Here is an 18,781-nt window from a genome sequence, read left to right as displayed (position 1 = left end):
CTATGCCTATCCCTGTAGTCGCCCTTATCGGTCCCACGGCAGTGGGGAAAACTGCCTTAAGCCTCGACCTGGCCCGAGCCCTGGATGGCGAGGTCATCTCGGTAGACTCCCGCCAGGTATATCGGTATATGGACGTCGGGACCGATAAAATCGACGGACTGACGAGAAAGGAGATCATCCATCATCTCCTGGATGTGGTCGACCCCGACGAGATATTCAACGCATCGGATTTCGTCGACCGTGCGTCGTCAGCCATAGATCGTATTTTAGCCCGAGGCCGAACGCCTATTCTGGTAGGGGGAACTGCTTTCTACTACAGAGCTCTGTTTGATGGGATCCTGACGGTGAACGTGCCATCGGATCCGATCGTCCGAAAGGAGCTCATGGATCAAGCTGTCTCGTCGAAAGGACGACAAGCACTCCACGACGAACTTAAAAGGGCCGATCCCCAAAGCGCACAGAGACTTCATCCAAACGACTCTGTCCGGGTCATCCGTGCCCTGGAGGTCTACCGTATCTCGGGGCGTCCACTTTCGTGGTGGCATGAGCGTCCGACCTCTCAGACCCCGTGTCGGTACAGTCCGCTCTACCTGGGGTTGATCAGGCCCAGAGATGAGTTGACGGACACCATCGCCAGACGGGTTCGAGAGCAATTTGGTAATGGCTATCCCGAGGAGGTTCGATGGCTTCTGGATAAGGGATTCCCGCCAGATCTCCCCTCTATGAAGGGCTTCGGATATCGGGAACTCGTGCTCTACCATCAAGGCCATATGACTTTTGACGAGGCGGTCGAATCCGATGTCGTTGCGACTCGTCAGTTTGCCAAACGTCAGATGACCTGGTTTCGGACTTTTTTTCCAGTTCGATGGTACGACCTCTCAAAAATAATGTATAATGAAGTGTTATTGTCGATGCTTGATGACTCCAGGAAACACCTTGCGTCAGGGGATTTGGTACCATGAACGTGCTTATAGCCGAGCCTACAGGGCTGTGTTTCGGCGTCTCCCGGGCCATTCGTACCATGGAGGAAACTCTGGAGCGTCAAGGACGGGTATTCTGCATGGGAAGCCCCATTCATAACCCTCAAGAGGTCCGGCGTCTGGAGGACAAGGGGTTAGTTGTGGTCGATGACGACGCCCAGGTGCCTCCAGGTGAGGCAGTCTTCATTCGGGCTCACGGAGTAGCCCCATCGGTACTTTCCCGTCTGAAAGAAAAAGAGACCAGGATCATCGATGGCACCTGTCCATTCGTCAGGAAGGCCCAACAAATGGCCGGTCGTCTCTCCGAGGAGGGCTATTTCCCCGTTGTCTTAGGTGACGAAAATCATCCGGAGATAAAGGGAATTCTTGGATATGTCAAGGGACCTTCTTTGGTGGTGTCGGGTAAGAAGGATCTCGATACTGTTGAAAAAATCGGTAAAATTGGTATTATATCCCAGACGACTCAACAGGAATCGACACTCAAGGCTCTGGTCGCTCATGCTGTAGGTCTGGCAAAAGAGGTTCGGGTTTTCAATACCATCTGTCGTGCTACAGTCGAACGTCAAAATGCGGTCCGTTCTCTGGCGGGATTCGTCGACGGAATCGTGGTAATTGGAGGCCATAACAGCGCTAATACGGGAAAGCTTTTTCGAATCGCCCAGGAGTCGGCAACACCGGCTGTATGGGTGGAGCAGGCGGATCAACTGGATAGGAGGTGGTTGGCGGGAAAGGCGACTGTAGGAATTGCCGCCGGTGCCAGCACGCCGGACTGGCTCATAGAACAACTACAACAAGCGATGGAGGATAATCATCGCTGGACGTCAGGGGGATGTCAAAAAAATGAGTGAAGAGATCCGAAACACCATAACGGAGAACGATACGATCAAGACCGTGGACGAATCTGCCGATATGACTATGGCCGAACTCCTTGAGAGCACCGGAGGTATGGAGGATATCCAGCGAGGCAAGGTTATCTCCGGCAAGGTCGTTGGGCGGGTTGACGGTGGGTGGCTCGTGGACGTGGGCTACAAATGCGAGGGGTTCCTCCCCACGAGGGAATGGACTCATCACATCCTTGTCGGTGACAGTGCAGAGCCGGACGTCGGACAGGACTTGGACGTTCAGGTCGTCAGTATCCGCCAAGGAGAGGAGTCTCAACTGACAGTCAGTCGCTGGCGCTGCGAGTTCGACCGGCGTTGGCAGAACCTTGAGGAGACCATCAGCGACAAGAAGATCTTCCCTGTTCGGGGCCTGCGTAAGGTTAAAGGTGGTCTCATGGTGGACTGTTGCTCCCTAGAGGGGTTCATTCCCATATCACATCTCGCCGAGGAAGGCAGGGGGATCAATCCCGGAAAGTTCATCGACGAGGAGTTCGAGGTCGAGCTTCTGGAGAAGGACCGGCGGAAACGGCGTCTTGTCCTGTCTCGACGGGCCATTCTCGACGAAGAGCTCAAGGAACAGCGGGAAACCTTCTACAGGGAAGTCTCCGAAGGCACTGTTCTGGAGGGCACGGTGAGCAGTCTCACCTCCTTTGGGGTGTTCGTCAACCTGGGCCCCATCGACGGACTGGTTCACATCAGCGAACTTTCCTGGCAAAGGAACGCCAAGCCCAAGGATATCGTCAAAAAAGGCGATGCCGTCACGGTTAAGGTCATCGGCATAGATCAGGAGCATAACCGAATCTCCCTGAGTATGAAACAGACAAAGGACGATCCGTGGGAGACCATCACCGAAAGATGGAAGGACGGGGACACGGCCACAGGCGTGGTGACCAACGTCACGGACTTTGGGGCCTTCGTCGAGGTGGAGCCTGGCATTGAGGGGCTCGTCCACATCGGCGATCTGAGCTGGGCTCGGATTAAGCACCCCAAGGAGGTCGTTAAAAAAGGACAGGAACTCGAGACCATCGTTCTGAACGTGGACTCGGTGCGTAAGCGCCTGAGCCTTGGGTATAAACAACTCAACGATCCCTGGGACGGTATCGACGAGAAGTATCAAAAGGGACAGGACGTTCCGGTGAAGGTGGTTCGTCTGGCCGATTTTGGGGCCTTCGTCGAGCTGGAGAAAGGCGTTGAGGGATTGATTCACATCTCTCAGCTCAGCACCCGACGAGTCGATCACCCTCGGGATGTCCTCTCGGAGGGGCAGGAAATCACGGCTCGAGTCATCGAGGTCAATTCCTCGGATCGCCGAATCAGGCTGAGCCTCAGTGCCTTGGAGGAAGGGGATCGGAAAACGGCGAGCAGCAAAGCCACTCCGGCGGGAGGCGGACGCCGGAGGAAGAGCGAAGCCGAGCGCCCCGTGACCAACTTCCAGTCTGAGGAAACACCCATCACGTTGGGTGACGCCTTTGGGACTCTTTTTGACCAAGAATAACCTTCTGTTTTCCCTGTCACAAACGCCATCCTCCGCTCTGGGGGGATGGCGTTTTTTAAAAAGAACGGAAACGAAGACCAAAGAAAGGAGGCAGTAGCATGACAGAACGGGAGTTACGTATCTACCCCGATCCGGTGCTTCGTAAACCGACTCGACCAATTGAGAACTTTGACGACGAGTTCCGTATCTTCGTGAAAGAACTGGAAACCCTCATGTTTCGATACGACGGTGTAGGTCTGGCGGCGCCTCAGGTAGGGGAATCCCTGGACGTGGCTGTCGTATTCTACGGGGATACCCTGTACGTCCTGTCCAACCCGCTTATCATCAAAAGCGAAGGTGAACAGCGAGGGCAGGAAGGATGTCTCAGCTTTCCCGACATCTTCGAAGACATCACCAGACCAGAACGAGTGACGGTTGAGAGCCAGAACGAGAATGGAGAAATGCGACAAATAGAGGCTGAGGGATTTCTGGCACGGGCTTTCTGTCATGAGATCGACCACCTTCGTGGGAAACTCATGATCGACCACCTCTCTTCTATAAAGCGAGAGCAGATAAAGAAAAAACTGCTCAAGAGAAAAAAGAGGGCATAATGTCTTTGTGGTTTATGGGAAGCGGGAGCTTCGGCGCCAATTGCCTGGATGGACTCTGCTCAGACGGGATCTTTCCCGACCTGACGATTACCATGCCCCCCCGCCCCGCAGGCCGTCGAGGACTCAGTCTCAAGCCAACTCCAGTCGAAGCGAAGGCATGCGAACTGGGGCTGAGACTCTATAGATCTGCCAACGTGAACCAAGATGATTTTCTGCTCAGGGCTATCGCCGAATCCCCACCAGAGGCGATCTTCGTTGTGGACTTTGGACAGAAAATAGACGAACCGTTCCTTTCGGCACCCCACGTAGGGTGTCTGAACGTCCATCCGTCACGTCTGCCAGAGTATCGAGGAGCCGCACCGGTCCAACGAGCCATCATGGATGGAGCCAGCGAAACGGGGGTCACCGTTTTCCGACTGATCCCCGAAATGGACGCTGGTCCTATCGTGATCGCTCAAACGATAACGATAGAATCAGAAGAGACAAGTGGAGAATTACTTTTCCGACTTGCATACATAGGTAGCGCCCTCTTAAAAAAAACGGTACAATTGATATGTAAAGGGGAATTATCACTCCAGCCACAGGACGCCGACCGAGCGACCTACGCCAAAAAGATCGATAAATCCGAATCACGTATCTCCTGGGAACGGCCGGCGAACGAAGTGCATAACCTTGTTCGTGGCCTTAATCCCTCTTTGGGGGCCTACGTTCTTTTCAGATCTCAGCGCCTGAAGATATGGAGGACCGACTGGCTACCAGGCCAAGAGGGTCCTCTTGTGGGTGTTTTTTGTCTGGATACGAACGGATACCCCTTGGTCCAATGTCAAAAGGGGGCAGTGAGACTGAGAGAGGTCCAGCCGGAGGGCAGACGACGGATGGATGCTCGAGAGTGGGCCAAAGGCTCTCATATCAAAGAAGGAGAACTGATGGAATGAATCACGATACGAAGAGATTTTCCTCCCTTATCCAAAAGTACTCCTGGCCTAAATCCATCGCCGTAACTGGGGCATTAGGATCGGGGAAGACTGAATGGGTGCTCAACTTAGCTCTGGGCTTCAGTCTGGCTGGTGAGAAGGTCACCATCGCCGATGTGGACATTATCAACCCGTATTTCTGTATCAGGCAGGTCTCGGATACCCTGGAAGAGCAGGGTTTTACCGTCCTCACTGCGCCCGATAAGGCGAAGTGGGCCGATATGCCCTTGGTGACCGCACAGGTAGACTGGGCCCTGTCGGACCCTAATGGTCGTCTGCTTTTGGACGTAGGTGGTGATGCTGAAGGTGCATTGGCCCTGAAAAAATATCGAGAACGTATGATCTCCGTGGGGTATCTTCTCATCCTCGTAGTGAACGCCTATCGCCCCATGACATCGTCCGTCGAGGGAATCACGACCATGAGGCAACGAATGGAGGAGATCGGAGGACTCAAGGTAGGAGCGTTGATATCCAATTCACACCTTATGACCGAGACAACTATGGACGTGGTGAGCGAGGGGCTTGATCTCGTAGAAGCTGCTGGGAGGGAGCTCAACCTGCCGGTTCTCTACGCTGGGGTTCCTCCTCATATGGACGATGAAGCCCAACAGCGTCTGGCCGAAAGGTCTTCCAGTCCATGGCCGGTCTCCCGATATATGCTTCTACCCTGGGAAGAGGGAGCCCTGTGGTCTACCGGGCTGCCGTCCAAAAATCAAGGGGCTCGAATCCTCCATCAGGAGGGACGAAAGGCATAAAGAGCTTTGAGTATCGAAAAACACGAGAGGGGTGTTGTTGCTCATGGCAAAGGGACGAATCGTAGTCTCTGAGGAGTACTGCAAAAGCTGCGGTCTTTGCGTAGCGGCCTGTCCAGTGAAGGTGCTTCGGATCTCGGATCACCTGAATGCGAGAGGACATCGGCCAATGGAGCAGTACAAGGACGGCTGTATCGGGTGTGCGATGTGCGCTATCTCTTGTCCCGACGCAGTTATCGAGGTTTACAAGGAAAAGTAGGAGGGGGAGTTCAAGTATGGCTAAGGTGCTCATGAAAGGGACCGAGGCAATTGCCGAGGCAGCCATTCAGGCAGGTTGCCGGTATTTCTTCGGCTATCCTATCACGCCCCAGAACGAGATTCCCGAGTATATGTCGGCCCATCTTCCCAAGTACGGAGGGACCTATATCCAGGGGGAGAGCGAGGTTGCGTCGGTCAACATGATCCTGGGAGCTGCGGCTACCGGCTACCAGGTCATGACCACATCGTCCAGTCCGGGGATCTCTCTTATGTCCGAAGGACTCAGCTATCTGGCTGGATCTGAACTGCCCGCAGTGGTGGTCAACGTGATGCGGGGCGGTCCAGGGCTTGGCGGTATACTGCCCTCCCAGGCCGACTATCTCCAGGCAACCAAGGGCGGCGGCAACGGAGATTACCATCTTATGGTCTTTGCTCCCAGTACCCTTCAGGAAACCGTGAAGGTCGTTCAATCCGCATGGGACTACGCCTTTAAGTATAGAAATCCGGTGATGATCCTGGCCGATGGTTTTATGGGACAAATGATGGAACCCGTGGATATCGGACCCCATGAGACAAAGCGGGGGAAATGGCAGGACTGGGGGCTGGGAAACAAGGGGGATCGAGTCGGGAAGAAGCGGAGTCTGCTCAAGAGTATGTACCTGACCGCCGAGCTCCTCGAGGCCCACAACGCCAAGCTCCAAGCGAAGTACGACAAGATGCAGGAGGATGTCCAGTGGGAGGAACTCCACCTGGATGATGCCGAACTGGTCATCGCCTCCTATGGCACGACGGCCCGAATTGCCAAGTCAGCTCTCGGACACCTGAGAGAGGCGGGCTATAAGGTGGGTATGATCCGTCCGATCACTCTGTTTCCCTTCCCCTATGAGCCGTTCAAAAAACTGACGGATAGAGTGACCCACATCCTGGATCTGGAGATGAACATGGGGCAGATGGTGGAGGATGTAAAGGTCGCCACCAGCAGCCGCTTCCCCGTAAGCTTTTACGGTCGATGCGGAGGGGTCGCTCCCTCGGTCGAGGAGATCGAGGAGCAATGCAAGTCCATCCTTGATAAATAGGGGGTATCACGATGACTACGTCTACTGCCGAAAAAGTTGAGACAAAGGTGTATTCACGTCCGAAATCGTGGATGAGGGGGGTTCACACCCATTATTGTCCAGGCTGCGGTCACGGCATCGCTCATCGTATGATCTGCGAGGTTATAGACGAAATGGGAATTCAGGACGAGACGATCAGCATGTCTCCCGTAGGTTGTGCCGCCATGATGTACGATTACATCGACATCGATTACGTAGAGGCCTCCCACGGACGGGCCCCCGCGACGGCAACCGGAATTAAACGGGTTCTTCCTGATAAGTTCGTCTTTACGTACCAGGGTGACGGCGACCTGGCCTCCATTGGCATGGCCGAGATCGTCCACGCCGCCAACCGGGGCGAGAAGTTTTGCACGTTCTTCATCAACAACGCTATCTATGGCATGACCGGTGGTCAGATGGCCCCGACAACCCTGATCGGTCAGAGGGCCACTACCTGCCCCGAGGGACGAGACCCCGCACTTGCCGGTTTCCCCATGCGTATCTGCGAGTTGCTGGCGACACTGGAAACTCCGGCCTACATTGAGCGTGTCTCCCTGGCGAAACCCAAGTACATAATGCAGGCCAAGAAGGCGTTTCAGAAAGCCTTCAGATATCAGAAAGAAGGCCGGGGCTTTTGTTTCGTCGAGGTTTTATCCACATGTCCCACCAACTGGGGAATGAATCCCGTGGAGGCCTTTGAATGGCAGATCGAGAATATGATCCCCTACTATCCTCTCGGTGTCTACAAGGACTTTGAATAAGAAAGGGGTAGACTGTAATGTCGGATAGGTTTTATATGGACCTGTTGGCTGCCGGGTTTGGTGGTCAGGGCATTATGATGCTTGGTCAGCTTGTAGCCTATGCCGGAATCCATCAAGGGCGGCACGTCACCTGGATCCCAGCGTATGGACCCGAGATGCGGGGGGGGACAGCCAATTGTTCCTGCGTGGTGAGCAGCGAGGAAATTGGTTCTCCCGTGGTCGGCCAGGCCGATGTGGTGCTGGTGATGAATCAGCCATCCTTGGAGAAGTTTGCTCCTAAGGTCAAGCCCGGCGGTTATCTCATCTACAACAGTGACCTGGTTACCTACGACAATCCCCGGACCGACATCACCGTGATTCCCGTGCCAGCCCAGGTCATAGCTCAGGAACTTGGAAGTGACCGAGTGGCCAACATCATCATGCTTGGGGTGATCGTCAAGGCAACCGGGATCGTCTCTCAGGAGGATTGTCTCGATATCATCAAGGAGAAGTTGGGGACGAAGAAGCCTAAGTTCCTCCCCATGAACCTTCAAGCATTCGATAAAGGGGTGGCTGTGGCGGAAAAGTTCCTGGCCTGAGGTTCTCGTCATGGATCGTCAGGAAAAGACCATCAGCAAAAATACCGTCTATAGAGGACGAATCCTGAATCTTCGTGTGGACAACGTTCAGTTCCCTGACGGACGACGTACCCAGAGGGAAGTGGTGGAACATACCCCGGCCGTGGGGATCGTCGCCATCTCGGATAAATGCCTTTTCTTGGTCGAACAGTATCGGTACGCCGTTCAGGAAACGCTCTTTGAGATCCCCGCTGGCCTTATCGAACCTGGGGAGACACCAGAACAGACGGCCCATCGAGAGCTTCAGGAGGAGATTGGTTATCGGGCACAGAGGCTGGAACCTTTGGGACGGCTGTATGTGTCTCCAGGCTTCACGGATGAGGTTGTTTTCCTTTTCCTCGCGGAGGGATTGACTCCCTCTAAGCTTCCTGCCGACGACGACGAATCCATCACAGTTCGACGTTTCCCTTGGTCGTCCGTATGGGAGATGATTCGAGACGAGACCATCCGGGATGGAAAAACCGTCGCTATACTAACTCGACTGGCGTTGGAGCGGAAAATACCATATCATTGAGGGAGGCTTGAACCTCCCTCAACTTTTTTTTCGAGGAGTTGGGACGATGACGTCCTTCAAATCAACTTTTCAAGATTTTTTTCAGTATCTTCGCCTGGAGTTAGGGCTCAGTCAGAACACCTCTCAAGCGTACAGAGTTGACCTTGAGCAATGGACGGAGTTCTGCCTCGACCGTGGCAACGATCCCATGGTGCCTTCGCCTATTCTGTACGATGGCTTTATCTCTCACCTACGTTCCCTTGGTCTGGCTCCGGCGTCTATCCAGAGAAAGTGCGCCGCAATGAGGACCTGGTCTTGTTTTCTGGTTCTGGAGGGATATCTGTCGGCACCACCGACCCTGCCAGAGCTTCCGTCGCAACCGGAGAGGCTCCCTAAACTCCTCACGGAAGGAGAGATGCTCCGTCTATTTCGAACATGTGAGGGAGAACGGCTCACCTATCTGGATCTCCGTGACCGCGCGGTTCTGGAGGTCCTCTATGGCTGTGGACTTCGGGCATCTGAACTCTGTGCTCTCCGTATTCAGGACATCCGGGGTCCGGGTAGTCTGGCGATTTTGGGTAAGGGAGGGAAGGAACGAATGGTCCCCCTCGTCGGGAGCTCCAGGCACTGGCTCGAACGATATATCCGAGAGGGGCGTCCTCTAGTTGAGAAGGGGGTATCAAACGTTATTTTCCTCTCCAGACGAGGATATCCTCTGCGCCGAGAGGCTCTCTGGAGGATGATCCGATCTCGGGGAAAGACAGCCTCCATCCCGACGAGTCGTCTTCATCCTCACGTAATTCGACATACCGTAGCCAGCCACCTGTTACGCCGAGGTATGGATTTAAGGACTCTCCAGGAGTTTTTGGGACACAAGTCGATCGGGACCACGGAAAAGTATCTCCACTTCGATCAGGAACTTCGGGATGTCTACGACAGGAGCCACCCCAGAGCATAGACACAATATAGGAGGAATACATTATCATGATAAAATCTATCGATGAAGCCCTATCCGCTATCAGGGAAAAAATCGACTACATTCCTGATGTGGCTGTGGTTTTGGGATCGGGCCTTGGAGCCTTGGCCGATGCCATAATGGATAAGGTGATCATTCCCTACAGTGAAATTCCCCACTGGGCTCAGTCTACCGCTCCGGGACATGCTGGTCGGCTCGTGGTGGGATCCTTCAGAGGAAAGCGAGTCGTGGCCATGCAGGGCCGACTTCATGTCTACGAGGGCTATCCCATGGATAAGGTCGTCTTTCCCGTCAGGGTATTCGCCCGATGGGGCGTGCCAGTTTTCATCGCTTCCAACGCCAGTGGGGCGGTGAACCACGGTCTGGGTGTTGGGGATATGGTTTTGATTCACGACCACATCAATTTTATGGGGACCAACCCCCTGATCGGCCCTAACCTTCCCGATCTAGGGGAACGATTCCCTGATATGTCCTTCACCTATGATCGCGATATCCTGGAACTGGCCGAGAATGTCGCCCGCTCCGAGGGGATCAGTACCAGACGAGGGGTGTACATCGCTTTTACGGGACCGTCCTACGAGACTCCATCGGAGATCCGAATGGCTCGCACTCTAGGTGCCGATGTAGTGGGCATGTCCACGGTGCCCGAGGTTATCACCGCTCGTCATGGCGGCATGAGGGTTTTCGCCATTTCGTGTGTGGCCAATTACGCCGCTGGTATGACGTCTAACCCACTCTCTGAGCAGGAGGTCCTGGACGAGATGGCCAAATCAGCGAAAAAACTCACTGCCCTGGTTGGCGGGGTTATCGAACACTTATGATCGCCGTGCCCCCTAAGGACTCCGTGGGACGAGGTCACGATTCATGACCTTAATTTTTCGTTTGATTCGAATGATATTCCCACTGATCATCTTCTACGTCGTGGGGATGTTCATCCGAAACGCCCTGGCCATCTATCGATATCGAAACGGCAAGGGGTTCGGCGATTTTTTTAGGGATGGCGGCTCACCTGGTTACCGGGGATTTCAAGATAGAGGGCAACAGCGACACCGATCAACCGGGTCGGAATCGTTGAATCGCCGATCTCCGTATGAGGTGTTGGGCTGTTCCCGTTCGAGCTCGGTCGAGGAGATCAAGCGGGCCTATCGAGACCTGATTGGCACATATCACCCCGACAAGTTTGTCGGTATGAATCTGGACGAGGAGTTTATCCGTTTGGCTTCCAGGAGGTTTCAGGAGATCCAGTCAGCGTACGAGACCATCCGAAGGGAACGGGGATTTTAAGGCCTCGGTTTTCAAATCGGAGGAAATAAGATACAATACAGTTTGTCCTTCGGAGACGAATGTGTCCTGGTGGGCGCCCCGGGCTTCAAACCCGTGCGGGGGGCGGCATAGGGCCGTCCTCGGTGGGTTCGATTCCCACACGTCTCCGCCAATAACAAATAAAAAAAGTGTCGATGTGTCGAGAAGGCGCATCGACACTTTTTTTAAGTAACGCTCCATTCTCTTAGCCCCTATCGTTCTCGTGATGTCTCAAAAGGGCTTACGCCTTACGACTCTCCACAACTTTTCCCACAAAAAATAAAGAAAAAAAACCCATAGTACTTGACTCTTTTCGATTTTCGTTTTACTGTTTATGTGGTAGAAAGTGGAGCATCGTGGAGTATTTTGGGGGTGTTTTCCATGTTTTTGGGGAGCTTCGACCATAAGATCGACGAAAAGGGGCGGCTGATTCTTCCTTCTCGATTTCGTCGTGCTCTTGGTTCTCCGCTGATCTGCACCGTGGGGATGGAACAATGTATGGCTATCTACCCCATGGAAAACTGGGAAGCGTTCGTATCTCGTTTTGACGCCCTTCCTTTCTCCAAGGAACGTGCGAGAAACTTCAAGCGAGTTCTTTTCTCCATGGCCGACGAGGTGGTACCCGATAAAACTGGGCGAATTATGATTTCTCCGGGGCTTCGTAACTACGCCTGTCTTGACGGAGACGTGTCGGTCATAGGGGTGGAGGATCACATCGAGATATGGGATTCTCAGCGTTGGGTCGAACGCCGTTCAGCCTTGCTCGACGGACTGGGGAGCATGATTGAGGAAGTGATGGAGTGACGGAGAGGGTCGAACATATCCCCGTGATGTTGGATCAGGTCATGGAGACGTTTAACGCCATAGACACTCCTCTTCGATTGGTGGACGGCACTCTGGGACTGGGAGGATATTCGGAGGCTATGCTTCGTCGTTTTCCCAGGGCTACGGTCTTTGGGATCGACCGGGACCCCCAGGCCCTGGAGATGGCTTCCAGACGTCTCCAGGGATTTGGAGAACGATTTTATCCCTTAGAGGGCAATTTTGCCGACATGTCCTGTCTTCTGAGCGAGGTCGGCGCTGTGCCGATCAACGGGGTCGTCTTCGACCTGGGCGTCTCCAACATGCAGCTGAGCTTGCCCGAGAGAGGGTTTTCCTTCCGAGAGAACGGTCCCTTGGATATGAGGATGGATGGGGAAAATGGCACTGCTCCCTCAGCCGCCGATTTGCTGGAAATTCTCTCGACACAGGATATCTGTGATATTTTTCGGCGTTACGGCGAGGAACGGTTTGCCTGGCCTATCGCCAAGGCCATTGACCGACACCGAAAAGCCTATGGTCGCTTGAAAGACACCGACACATTGGTGTCGATCATACGAGAGACCTTACCCGCACCGGTGATGCGTAAGGCCAAGGGACATCCCGCCAGGAAGGTTTTTCAAGCTCTTCGTATCGCCGTCAATCAGGAACTGGACTCGTTGGATCGAGGTCTCGACCAAGCCCTTGAGATTTTAGCACCCCAAGGGGTGATAGTGGTTGTGGACTATCACTCTCTGGAGGACAGACCTGTGAAGTGGCGTTTTCGAGAATGGGCCAACGCTGGCACTGGTGTGATTCTTACCCGAAAGGCTCTGCTGCCGTCTGAACGGGAGGTCGAGAAAAACCCAAAAAGCCGAAGCGCCAAGCTCAGAGCGTTTATGAAAAAATAAAAGACTTCAAGAGGAAAGGAGAGACGTTGAGATGGCCCCATATCGAGCACGACCAAGAAACGACCAGATAGATTCGGGACATGCTATGACCCCTGTGGCGGTCGTTATGGTTGTGATCATCATGGGACTGTGTACGACCCTCGTGTCTCTTCGGATGAAGGGACTGGCGTTGGAGGCTCGGTTGAACAGCGTTATTCATCGGGCTCAGGCTATAGATCGAGATGTGACGTCGACCCATAAAAAGTGTTTCGCTCTCTCGTCTCCCTCGGTGGTCTATGGATATGCCTGTGAGCGTTTGGGGATGACGGAGACCACCGTGGCAGGTGTCGTCCATGTACAGATGTCCCTTTCAACCGCTCTTGAGAAACCTCTGGATAGTGAACGCTGGAGGGGATCCCTGCCTGGTTTCGGGATATCGCCGAGGCTCAAGCGTTAGGGTTCTTCGGCGTTTCTCATGAAAAAACATCTCCCCTGGGGGCTCCTGGCGACTGTATTGGCAGTTCTTGTGTGGAGAACCTGGGCTCTTCAAGTTCACCCGGAGAGCAGGACTCTCACCAGACTGAGTGCCCAGACAGGTGGTATCGCCCGGACCTTTTCAAATCGAGGGATGATCGTAGATCGAAGAGGAGAGCCTTTAGCCCTGTCGGTTCCTGCCGCCAGTCTATACGTTGACCCTCAGATATGGGACACAAAACAGGCTCATCGCCTCAAGGGATTGATTCCCCCTCAAAAGGTTCGTTCTCTGTCGAGCCCTATGAAGGGACGCTTCTTCTGGCTCGATCGCCAGATCAAGGATGTTCAGGCAAAAAAAATCCTGGAGCTGGGATTGGACGGACTCTTTGCCCTTCAGGAAAATCGTCGTTCGTATCCTAACGGGGCTTTGCTTTCTCACGTTCTGGGTGTGTGCGATATCGACGGACACGGTCTGTCCGGTCTGGAGCGAATCTGGGACGATGTTCTCTTCACACCGGCTCAGTGGTCCGTCAGGATAGGCGGTCGAGATGGTCGTGAGGGCGAGAAGCTCAAAGACGGCATCGTGCGTCTGACCATAGACCGACGTATTCAGTATATCCTCGAAAAACACCTCTTCGCCGCTGCGATGAAGGAGAAAGCCAAATGGGGGGCAGCCCTTTGTATCGAGAGCGAGAGCGGCCGGATCCTCGGCATGGCGAGCTGGCCGACCTTCGACGGCAATAAGAGAGAATCCATGAAGACGAAGAACATGGTCAATTGTTGTATCAGTCGAGTGTACGAGCCGGGATCCACTCTGAAACCGATTGTGATGGCCATGGCCCTTCAGTCGGGCATCGTGTCAAAAAGATCCCATTTTCTGGATCGAGGACGAATAAAGGTGGCCGATGGATGGATATCAAACTCACACGGTACAGGGAAGGGGAAGATCGACTTGCCCCATGTTCTCATCTATTCATCCAACGTCGCCATGGCCCAGATCGGAATGAAATGGAACCCCTACGAGGCATATAAGGATCTCCAGGCATGGGGAGTCGGCCACCCGACAGGGGTCGAACTTAACGGGGAGGAATCAGGGTTGCTCCTCCCACCGGAACGATGGTATGGGGTCATTCCTTCTAACGTTGCAATAGGCCAGGGGGTGGCGATAACGCCATTGCAGCTCACTATGGCGTTCAACGCTATCGCCAATGGTGGGAGGCTTCTTCGTCCTCACGTAGTGGACGAGGTTCAGGACAGCCACGGCAAAGTGGTATATCGATCAGCGACAGAGGTGGTTCGAAACGTCCTCTCCTCCCAGTATGTTCGATGGTTCAGAAACGTCCTTCGAAAAGTAGTGACAGAGGGAACGGGCAAGGAGGCCGAGTGTTCGTCTGTAAAGATCGGAGGAAAGACCGGCACCGCCCAAGTGGCGGAGAAGGGCACATATAAAAAAGAGCGGATGGTGGGGTCTTTTATCGGATACTGGCCTTACGATGATCCTCAGTACACCTTGTTGGTCGTTCTGGGAGAACCCCGTGCAGGACGATATTACGGCGGAGAGGTAGCGGCACCACCCTTTCGCTTTATGGTAGAAGACATCGAACGGTTGGATTCGGGAGAGTGAGGCACTGTGATGAACGGAGTTCAACAAGTTGTGGAGGAGCTTCGTCGGAGAGGATTCCTGATCAGGACAATTCACGCCATGGATTTTCCCCTTCGGTCGGTGGTCTCTGACTCCAGAAAGGTCTCCTCTGGCGACCTGTTTTGCTGTGTCCCCGGAGCTCACGTCGATGGACATGAGTATGCTGCTCAGTCCGTTGCACGTGGTGCGACGGCCCTGCTATGTGAACGCCTTCCTGAAGGCCTTCCTCACGACTTTCCCATCCTGATAGTGAAGGATTCCCGACGGGCCATGGGAGTCGCAGCAGCCGTCGTCGCCGGTCAGCCGTCGAATCGTCTGACGATGGTCGGAGTGACGGGTACGAACGGCAAGAGTACGACGACATATATGATTCGCTCCATCATGAACCGTCGAGGACAAACCGGCCTGATGGGAACCATCTGTTACGACGATGGGGATCAAGTAGTGGAGGCCAACAGAACAACGCCCGAGGGGCCGGATATACAGAGCTACCTGGCCAATATGGTAAACAAGGGATGTCACGGGTGTGTCATGGAGGCGTCGTCTCATGGTCTGGAGCAGGGACGTCTGGAGGGATGTCTTTTTGACGTAGGTGTCTTCACCAATCTAACGTCGGAACATCTGGACTATCACGGAGACATGGAATCCTATTTCCAGGCGAAAAATCTGTTGTTTGAATCCTATATCAAGCCGGGCGGTCGGGCCATCATCAATCTGGATGATCCGTACGGTCGTCGGTTGGCCTCAGGGATTCCCTCGGCTCTGACCTATTCTATGGAGGGGCGGGAGGCATCCGTATCAGCGCGTTCCATCTCTCTCAGTGATCGGGGTGTCTCATTTGATCTGCTCATGGACGAAATGATCCTGCCGATGGTCGTGCCCATCATCGGGCGCTACAACGTGGCCAACGTTTTGGCCGCCGTCACCGCATCTTTGGCCCTGAAGTACGACCGGGACGAGGTTTTGGAGGGGCTGAGGACTCTTCCCCAGATCCCCGGCCGAATGGAACGATTCGCTTTTGTCGACGGTCCATGTGCAGTGGTGGACTACGCCCACTCTACCGATGCGCTTAAAAACCTCCTTGACGCCGTCTCCGAGATTTGCCGGGGACGGATCATCAGTGTTTTTGGCCTGGGTGGAGATCGATTTCGGGACAATCGATGGGCCATGGGAGAGGTGGCAGCCTCGATGGCCGACCACCTTGTCCTCACGATGGATAACCCCAGATCAGAGGAACCAGAAGCCATTGTCCAGGACATTCTCAAAGGGGTTAAGATGATCCCGAACGCCAGCTGGGAGATCGTTCTGGACCGTTCACAGGCCATTCGTCGTGCCCTTGATCAGGCTGAACTGGGTGACATCGTGGTTATCTCCGGAAAGGGACCTGAGCGGTATATCCTCGTTGGAGACACGAAAATCCCTTATAACGATGCTCAAGAGGTTCAACGATGGGGAGAGGATCGAGGCCTGTCATGGACGTAAACCCCATGGGCCTTCGATGGAGTGATCTGGCCTCGATGGCGGAAGGTTATCTCGTCGGGAGCGATGGACCGATACGAGGCGTGTGCACACCAGACAGCCGATCGGTCCATCCCGGCGACCTGTTCGTAGCTCTTCCGGGATGCAGAGTTGACGGGCATGATTTTCTGGAGCAGGCATTTGACCGAGGGGCCGAAGCTGCCATGGTGAACCAGGATCGATGGGGCAACAAGAAGGTCCCTTCAGGGCGATACATACTGGTCGCAGATGTCGAAGCCTCCCTGATTCGTCTCGCCGAGACTCGAATGAAACAGCTCACCAACGTGATAGCTGTGACCGGCAGCGTGGGCAAAACAACGACCCGTGAGATGATAGCCAAAGCTTTGGGCGGTTCGCACGCAGGAGTCTATCGAGCTCGACAGAGTCATAACACAAAAATCGGCTGTGCCCTCACCCTGGCAGAGATGCCTGTCACAACCTCCATCGCCGTGTTGGAGATGGGGACCAATCACCCGGGCGAGATTGCCGAGATGGTCTCTCTCTTCCCGCCAGATGTGGTCGTCCTCACCAAGATTTCCGAGGCACACCTGGAGGGCCTGGGCGATCTGAACGGAGTCGTTCAGGCCAAGTCGGAGATCTTCGGCTCTTCCCGTTTGAGAACGGTCATTTACAATGGGAACGATCAAGAACTGAGCAAAGCCATCCAGGCCCGATCAGACGACTCTCGATGGAAAGCCTGGGCTGTTGGGGAGGGAGAGGGGAAGGTTCTGGTAAAAGACCGATCCTTGATCTGGTCCGATGTGCCGATTGTCTCTGTGAAGTTAGAGTTACCTCATCATAGGAATGGCTCTTGGACCGTGAGGGCCAAGATGTCGGGCGTTCAGAACGCCCTTCTCCTCGCTCTGGCTTGGGGAACCGCTGTCCACCTTGGTCGAGATCCCGGAGAGGTCGCTTATCGTCTGAGCCACTGTACCTCCTGCAAAGGGCGGGGGCGTCTGTTGTCTCTGAACGGAGTTCAGGTATTGGACGAGTCCTACAACGCTAATCCTGCATCCATGAGTGCCGCACTGGACTTGGTACGCAGTGCTCCAGTTCCGAAGGAGCGTTGTTTTCTCGTTCTGGGTGAAATGAGAGAGATGGGAGAAGCCTCAAAAAAAGCGCACGAGGAGATCCTGAAGAAGGCGGAAAGGACAGGGAATCTCTATCTCTTCGGCTCAAGCTGGCCTCTTCGGGCAAATCATCGAGTCTGGAAGGAAATGGACGCGCTTATCGAAGCGTTGAAGCAGGAGCTGAGGCCCAAAGACCTGGTTCTGATCAAAGGCTCCCTGTCGAATCGGATGGAACGGGTTCTGGAGGCTCTACGATGAGGGGGGAGCAAGTTCTTTTATGGAGTATGATCGTAGCCATTGCCTCCTGTATCCTGCAGAGGGCTTGGATCAACTGGCTTCAGAGCCATAACCTCCGCCTCGTACAAAAGGAATACGGCCCAACCAGAGATCCCCTCAAGGGGCGGACTCCCGCTCTGGGAGGCTTGGTCTTTATGTTCATGTCGCTTCCGGCCTTTTTGATCGGGTATTCCCTGGGGGACGGCTCCTTCGTTTTTCAGATCAGTCTATGGTCCCTTCCTCTTCTGGCGGGGTGTATTGGTCTGTGGGACGACCTCCTAAAATACGTCCGCCATTCCAGCGAGGGACTCTCTAGTCTTCAAAAACTGGGGCTTCAGGTGATCATCGCCATCGGCTGGTCCATGTGGGCTGCTCAGGTTCCTGGCATCAGGGTTTTGCCTGGCAATCCCATGTCCGTGAGGATGTTCGTTCCGATGATCGCCTTTTTGGTGGTCTCCATGATCAACGCCGTCAACGTGACCGATGGGCTGGACGGATTGGCTGCAGGGGCTTCGGCCATATCCTTTATCTACCTCTCTCTGGTGGTCCATCAAGGGACCGTAGGAGCCGTCATGGGAGCGGCCTTCTCGTCAGCCTTTCTCTGGCACAACGCTCACCCGGCTCGAATTTTTATGGGAGACTGCGGGTCCCATTTTCTGGGAGGTCTGTTGACGTCCATCGTCGTCTGTGGCGGAGGCTGTCTCTATCTCGTTCCAGCTGGGGCGTTGTTCGGCGTGGAGATTCTGTCGGTTGCGATTCAGATCGTGGCGATCCGGTGTTTTTCAAGAAAAATCTTCCTCATGAGCCCACTTCATCACCATTTCGAGTTGGCAGGATGGAGCGAGGTCACCATAGTAACTCGTTTTCTACTTCTTCACTTAATGGGGATGGTCGGAGCTCTGACCGTGGGCGGTTTCCTGCTTCGGCAGGGATAGCAAAG

At 54.4% G+C, this 18,781-nt stretch carries 21 protein-coding genes; all 21 read left to right on the top strand.

Annotated elements, in window-relative coordinates:
• Positions 1-2 precede the first annotated feature (2 nt).
• Positions 3-962, top strand: a complete 960-nt coding sequence (locus CSA35_03600) for a tRNA (adenosine(37)-N6)-dimethylallyltransferase MiaA (GenBank protein ID PIE54959.1) — start codon at positions 3-5, stop codon at positions 960-962.
• Positions 959-1,828 (top strand): 4-hydroxy-3-methylbut-2-enyl diphosphate reductase, encoded by an 870-nt coding sequence (gene ispH, locus CSA35_03595; protein ID PIE54958.1) that lies wholly within the window; start codon positions 959-961, stop codon positions 1,826-1,828. The genes CSA35_03600 and ispH overlap by 4 nt, the downstream gene beginning before the upstream one ends.
• Positions 1,821-3,356: a 30S ribosomal protein S1 gene (locus tag CSA35_03590; protein ID PIE54957.1), complete on the top strand. Its 1,536-nt coding sequence runs from the start codon at positions 1,821-1,823 to the stop codon at positions 3,354-3,356. Before ispH ends, CSA35_03590 begins: the two co-directional genes overlap by 8 nt.
• 98 nt (positions 3,357-3,454) lie before the next feature.
• Complete coding sequence (gene def / locus CSA35_03585) at positions 3,455-3,946, top strand: peptide deformylase (protein ID PIE54956.1); 492 nt, start codon at positions 3,455-3,457, stop codon at positions 3,944-3,946.
• Positions 3,946-4,881, top strand: a complete 936-nt coding sequence (locus CSA35_03580) for a methionyl-tRNA formyltransferase (GenBank protein ID PIE54955.1) — start codon at positions 3,946-3,948, stop codon at positions 4,879-4,881. Before def ends, CSA35_03580 begins: the two co-directional genes overlap by 1 nt.
• A complete protein-coding gene (locus CSA35_03575; GenBank protein ID PIE54954.1) occupies positions 4,878-5,675 on the top strand; it encodes a hypothetical protein in 798 nt (265 codons plus the stop codon). Before CSA35_03580 ends, CSA35_03575 begins: the two co-directional genes overlap by 4 nt.
• 43 nt (positions 5,676-5,718) lie before the next feature.
• On the top strand, positions 5,719-5,931 hold the full coding sequence (locus CSA35_03570; GenBank protein ID PIE54995.1) for a tungsten formylmethanofuran dehydrogenase: 213 nt from the start codon (positions 5,719-5,721) through the stop codon (positions 5,929-5,931).
• A gap of 16 nt (positions 5,932-5,947) precedes the next feature.
• Positions 5,948-7,006 carry a 3-methyl-2-oxobutanoate dehydrogenase subunit VorB gene (locus CSA35_03565; protein ID PIE54953.1) on the top strand — a complete coding sequence of 353 codons (1,059 nt, stop codon included), beginning with the start codon at positions 5,948-5,950 and terminating at the stop codon, positions 7,004-7,006.
• Positions 7,007-7,077: 71 nt separating this feature from the next.
• Positions 7,078-7,785, top strand: a complete 708-nt coding sequence (locus CSA35_03560) for a 2-oxoglutarate oxidoreductase (GenBank protein ID PIE54994.1) — start codon at positions 7,078-7,080, stop codon at positions 7,783-7,785.
• Between the two features lie 17 nt (positions 7,786-7,802).
• Positions 7,803-8,363, top strand: coding sequence for a 2-oxoacid:ferredoxin oxidoreductase subunit gamma (locus tag CSA35_03555; GenBank protein PIE54952.1), 561 nt, complete (start codon positions 7,803-7,805; stop codon positions 8,361-8,363).
• 10 nt (positions 8,364-8,373) lie between these two features.
• On the top strand, positions 8,374-8,916 hold the full coding sequence (locus CSA35_03550; GenBank protein PIE54951.1) for an ADP-ribose pyrophosphatase: 543 nt from the start codon (positions 8,374-8,376) through the stop codon (positions 8,914-8,916).
• A 46-nt stretch (positions 8,917-8,962) separates the two neighbouring features.
• On the top strand, positions 8,963-9,853 hold the full coding sequence (locus tag CSA35_03545; protein PIE54950.1) for an integrase: 891 nt from the start codon (positions 8,963-8,965) through the stop codon (positions 9,851-9,853).
• Between the two features lie 26 nt (positions 9,854-9,879).
• On the top strand, positions 9,880-10,692 hold the full coding sequence (locus CSA35_03540) for a purine-nucleoside phosphorylase (protein ID PIE54949.1): 813 nt from the start codon (positions 9,880-9,882) through the stop codon (positions 10,690-10,692).
• Positions 10,693-10,735: 43 nt separating this feature from the next.
• On the top strand, positions 10,736-11,155 hold the full coding sequence (locus CSA35_03535; protein PIE54948.1) for a hypothetical protein: 420 nt from the start codon (positions 10,736-10,738) through the stop codon (positions 11,153-11,155).
• 399 nt (positions 11,156-11,554) lie between these two features.
• The gene (locus CSA35_03530; protein ID PIE54947.1) at positions 11,555-11,977 is read left to right on the top strand and encodes a cell division/cell wall cluster transcriptional repressor MraZ; all 423 of its coding nucleotides are present in this window, start codon (positions 11,555-11,557) and stop codon (positions 11,975-11,977) included.
• 26 nt (positions 11,978-12,003) lie between these two features.
• Positions 12,004-12,882, top strand: coding sequence for a 16S rRNA (cytosine(1402)-N(4))-methyltransferase (locus CSA35_03525; GenBank protein ID PIE54993.1), 879 nt, complete (start codon positions 12,004-12,006; stop codon positions 12,880-12,882).
• A 31-nt stretch (positions 12,883-12,913) separates the two neighbouring features.
• Entirely contained in the window at positions 12,914-13,318 is a 405-nt protein-coding gene (locus tag CSA35_03520; protein PIE54946.1) for a hypothetical protein, read from the top strand.
• 18 nt (positions 13,319-13,336) lie between these two features.
• The gene (locus CSA35_03515) at positions 13,337-14,959 is read left to right on the top strand and encodes a hypothetical protein (GenBank protein ID PIE54945.1); all 1,623 of its coding nucleotides are present in this window, start codon (positions 13,337-13,339) and stop codon (positions 14,957-14,959) included.
• A 6-nt stretch (positions 14,960-14,965) separates the two neighbouring features.
• Positions 14,966-16,459 carry a UDP-N-acetylmuramoyl-L-alanyl-D-glutamate--2,6-diaminopimelate ligase gene (locus CSA35_03510; GenBank protein PIE54944.1) on the top strand — a complete coding sequence of 498 codons (1,494 nt, stop codon included), beginning with the start codon at positions 14,966-14,968 and terminating at the stop codon, positions 16,457-16,459.
• Positions 16,426-17,823 carry a hypothetical protein gene (locus CSA35_03505; protein PIE54943.1) on the top strand — a complete coding sequence of 466 codons (1,398 nt, stop codon included), beginning with the start codon at positions 16,426-16,428 and terminating at the stop codon, positions 17,821-17,823. The genes CSA35_03510 and CSA35_03505 overlap by 34 nt, the downstream gene beginning before the upstream one ends.
• A complete protein-coding gene (locus CSA35_03500; protein PIE54942.1) occupies positions 17,820-18,776 on the top strand; it encodes a phospho-N-acetylmuramoyl-pentapeptide-transferase in 957 nt (318 codons plus the stop codon). Before CSA35_03505 ends, CSA35_03500 begins: the two co-directional genes overlap by 4 nt.
• The last annotated feature ends 5 nt before the right edge of the window (positions 18,777-18,781 follow it).

Source organism: Dethiosulfovibrio peptidovorans (assembly GCA_002748665.1).
In the GTDB taxonomy this organism is placed as follows: domain Bacteria; phylum Synergistota; class Synergistia; order Synergistales; family Dethiosulfovibrionaceae; genus Dethiosulfovibrio; species Dethiosulfovibrio peptidovorans_A.
The sequence above is the reverse complement of the archived record's forward strand: the minus strand, read 5'-3'. Positions and strand labels throughout refer to the sequence as shown.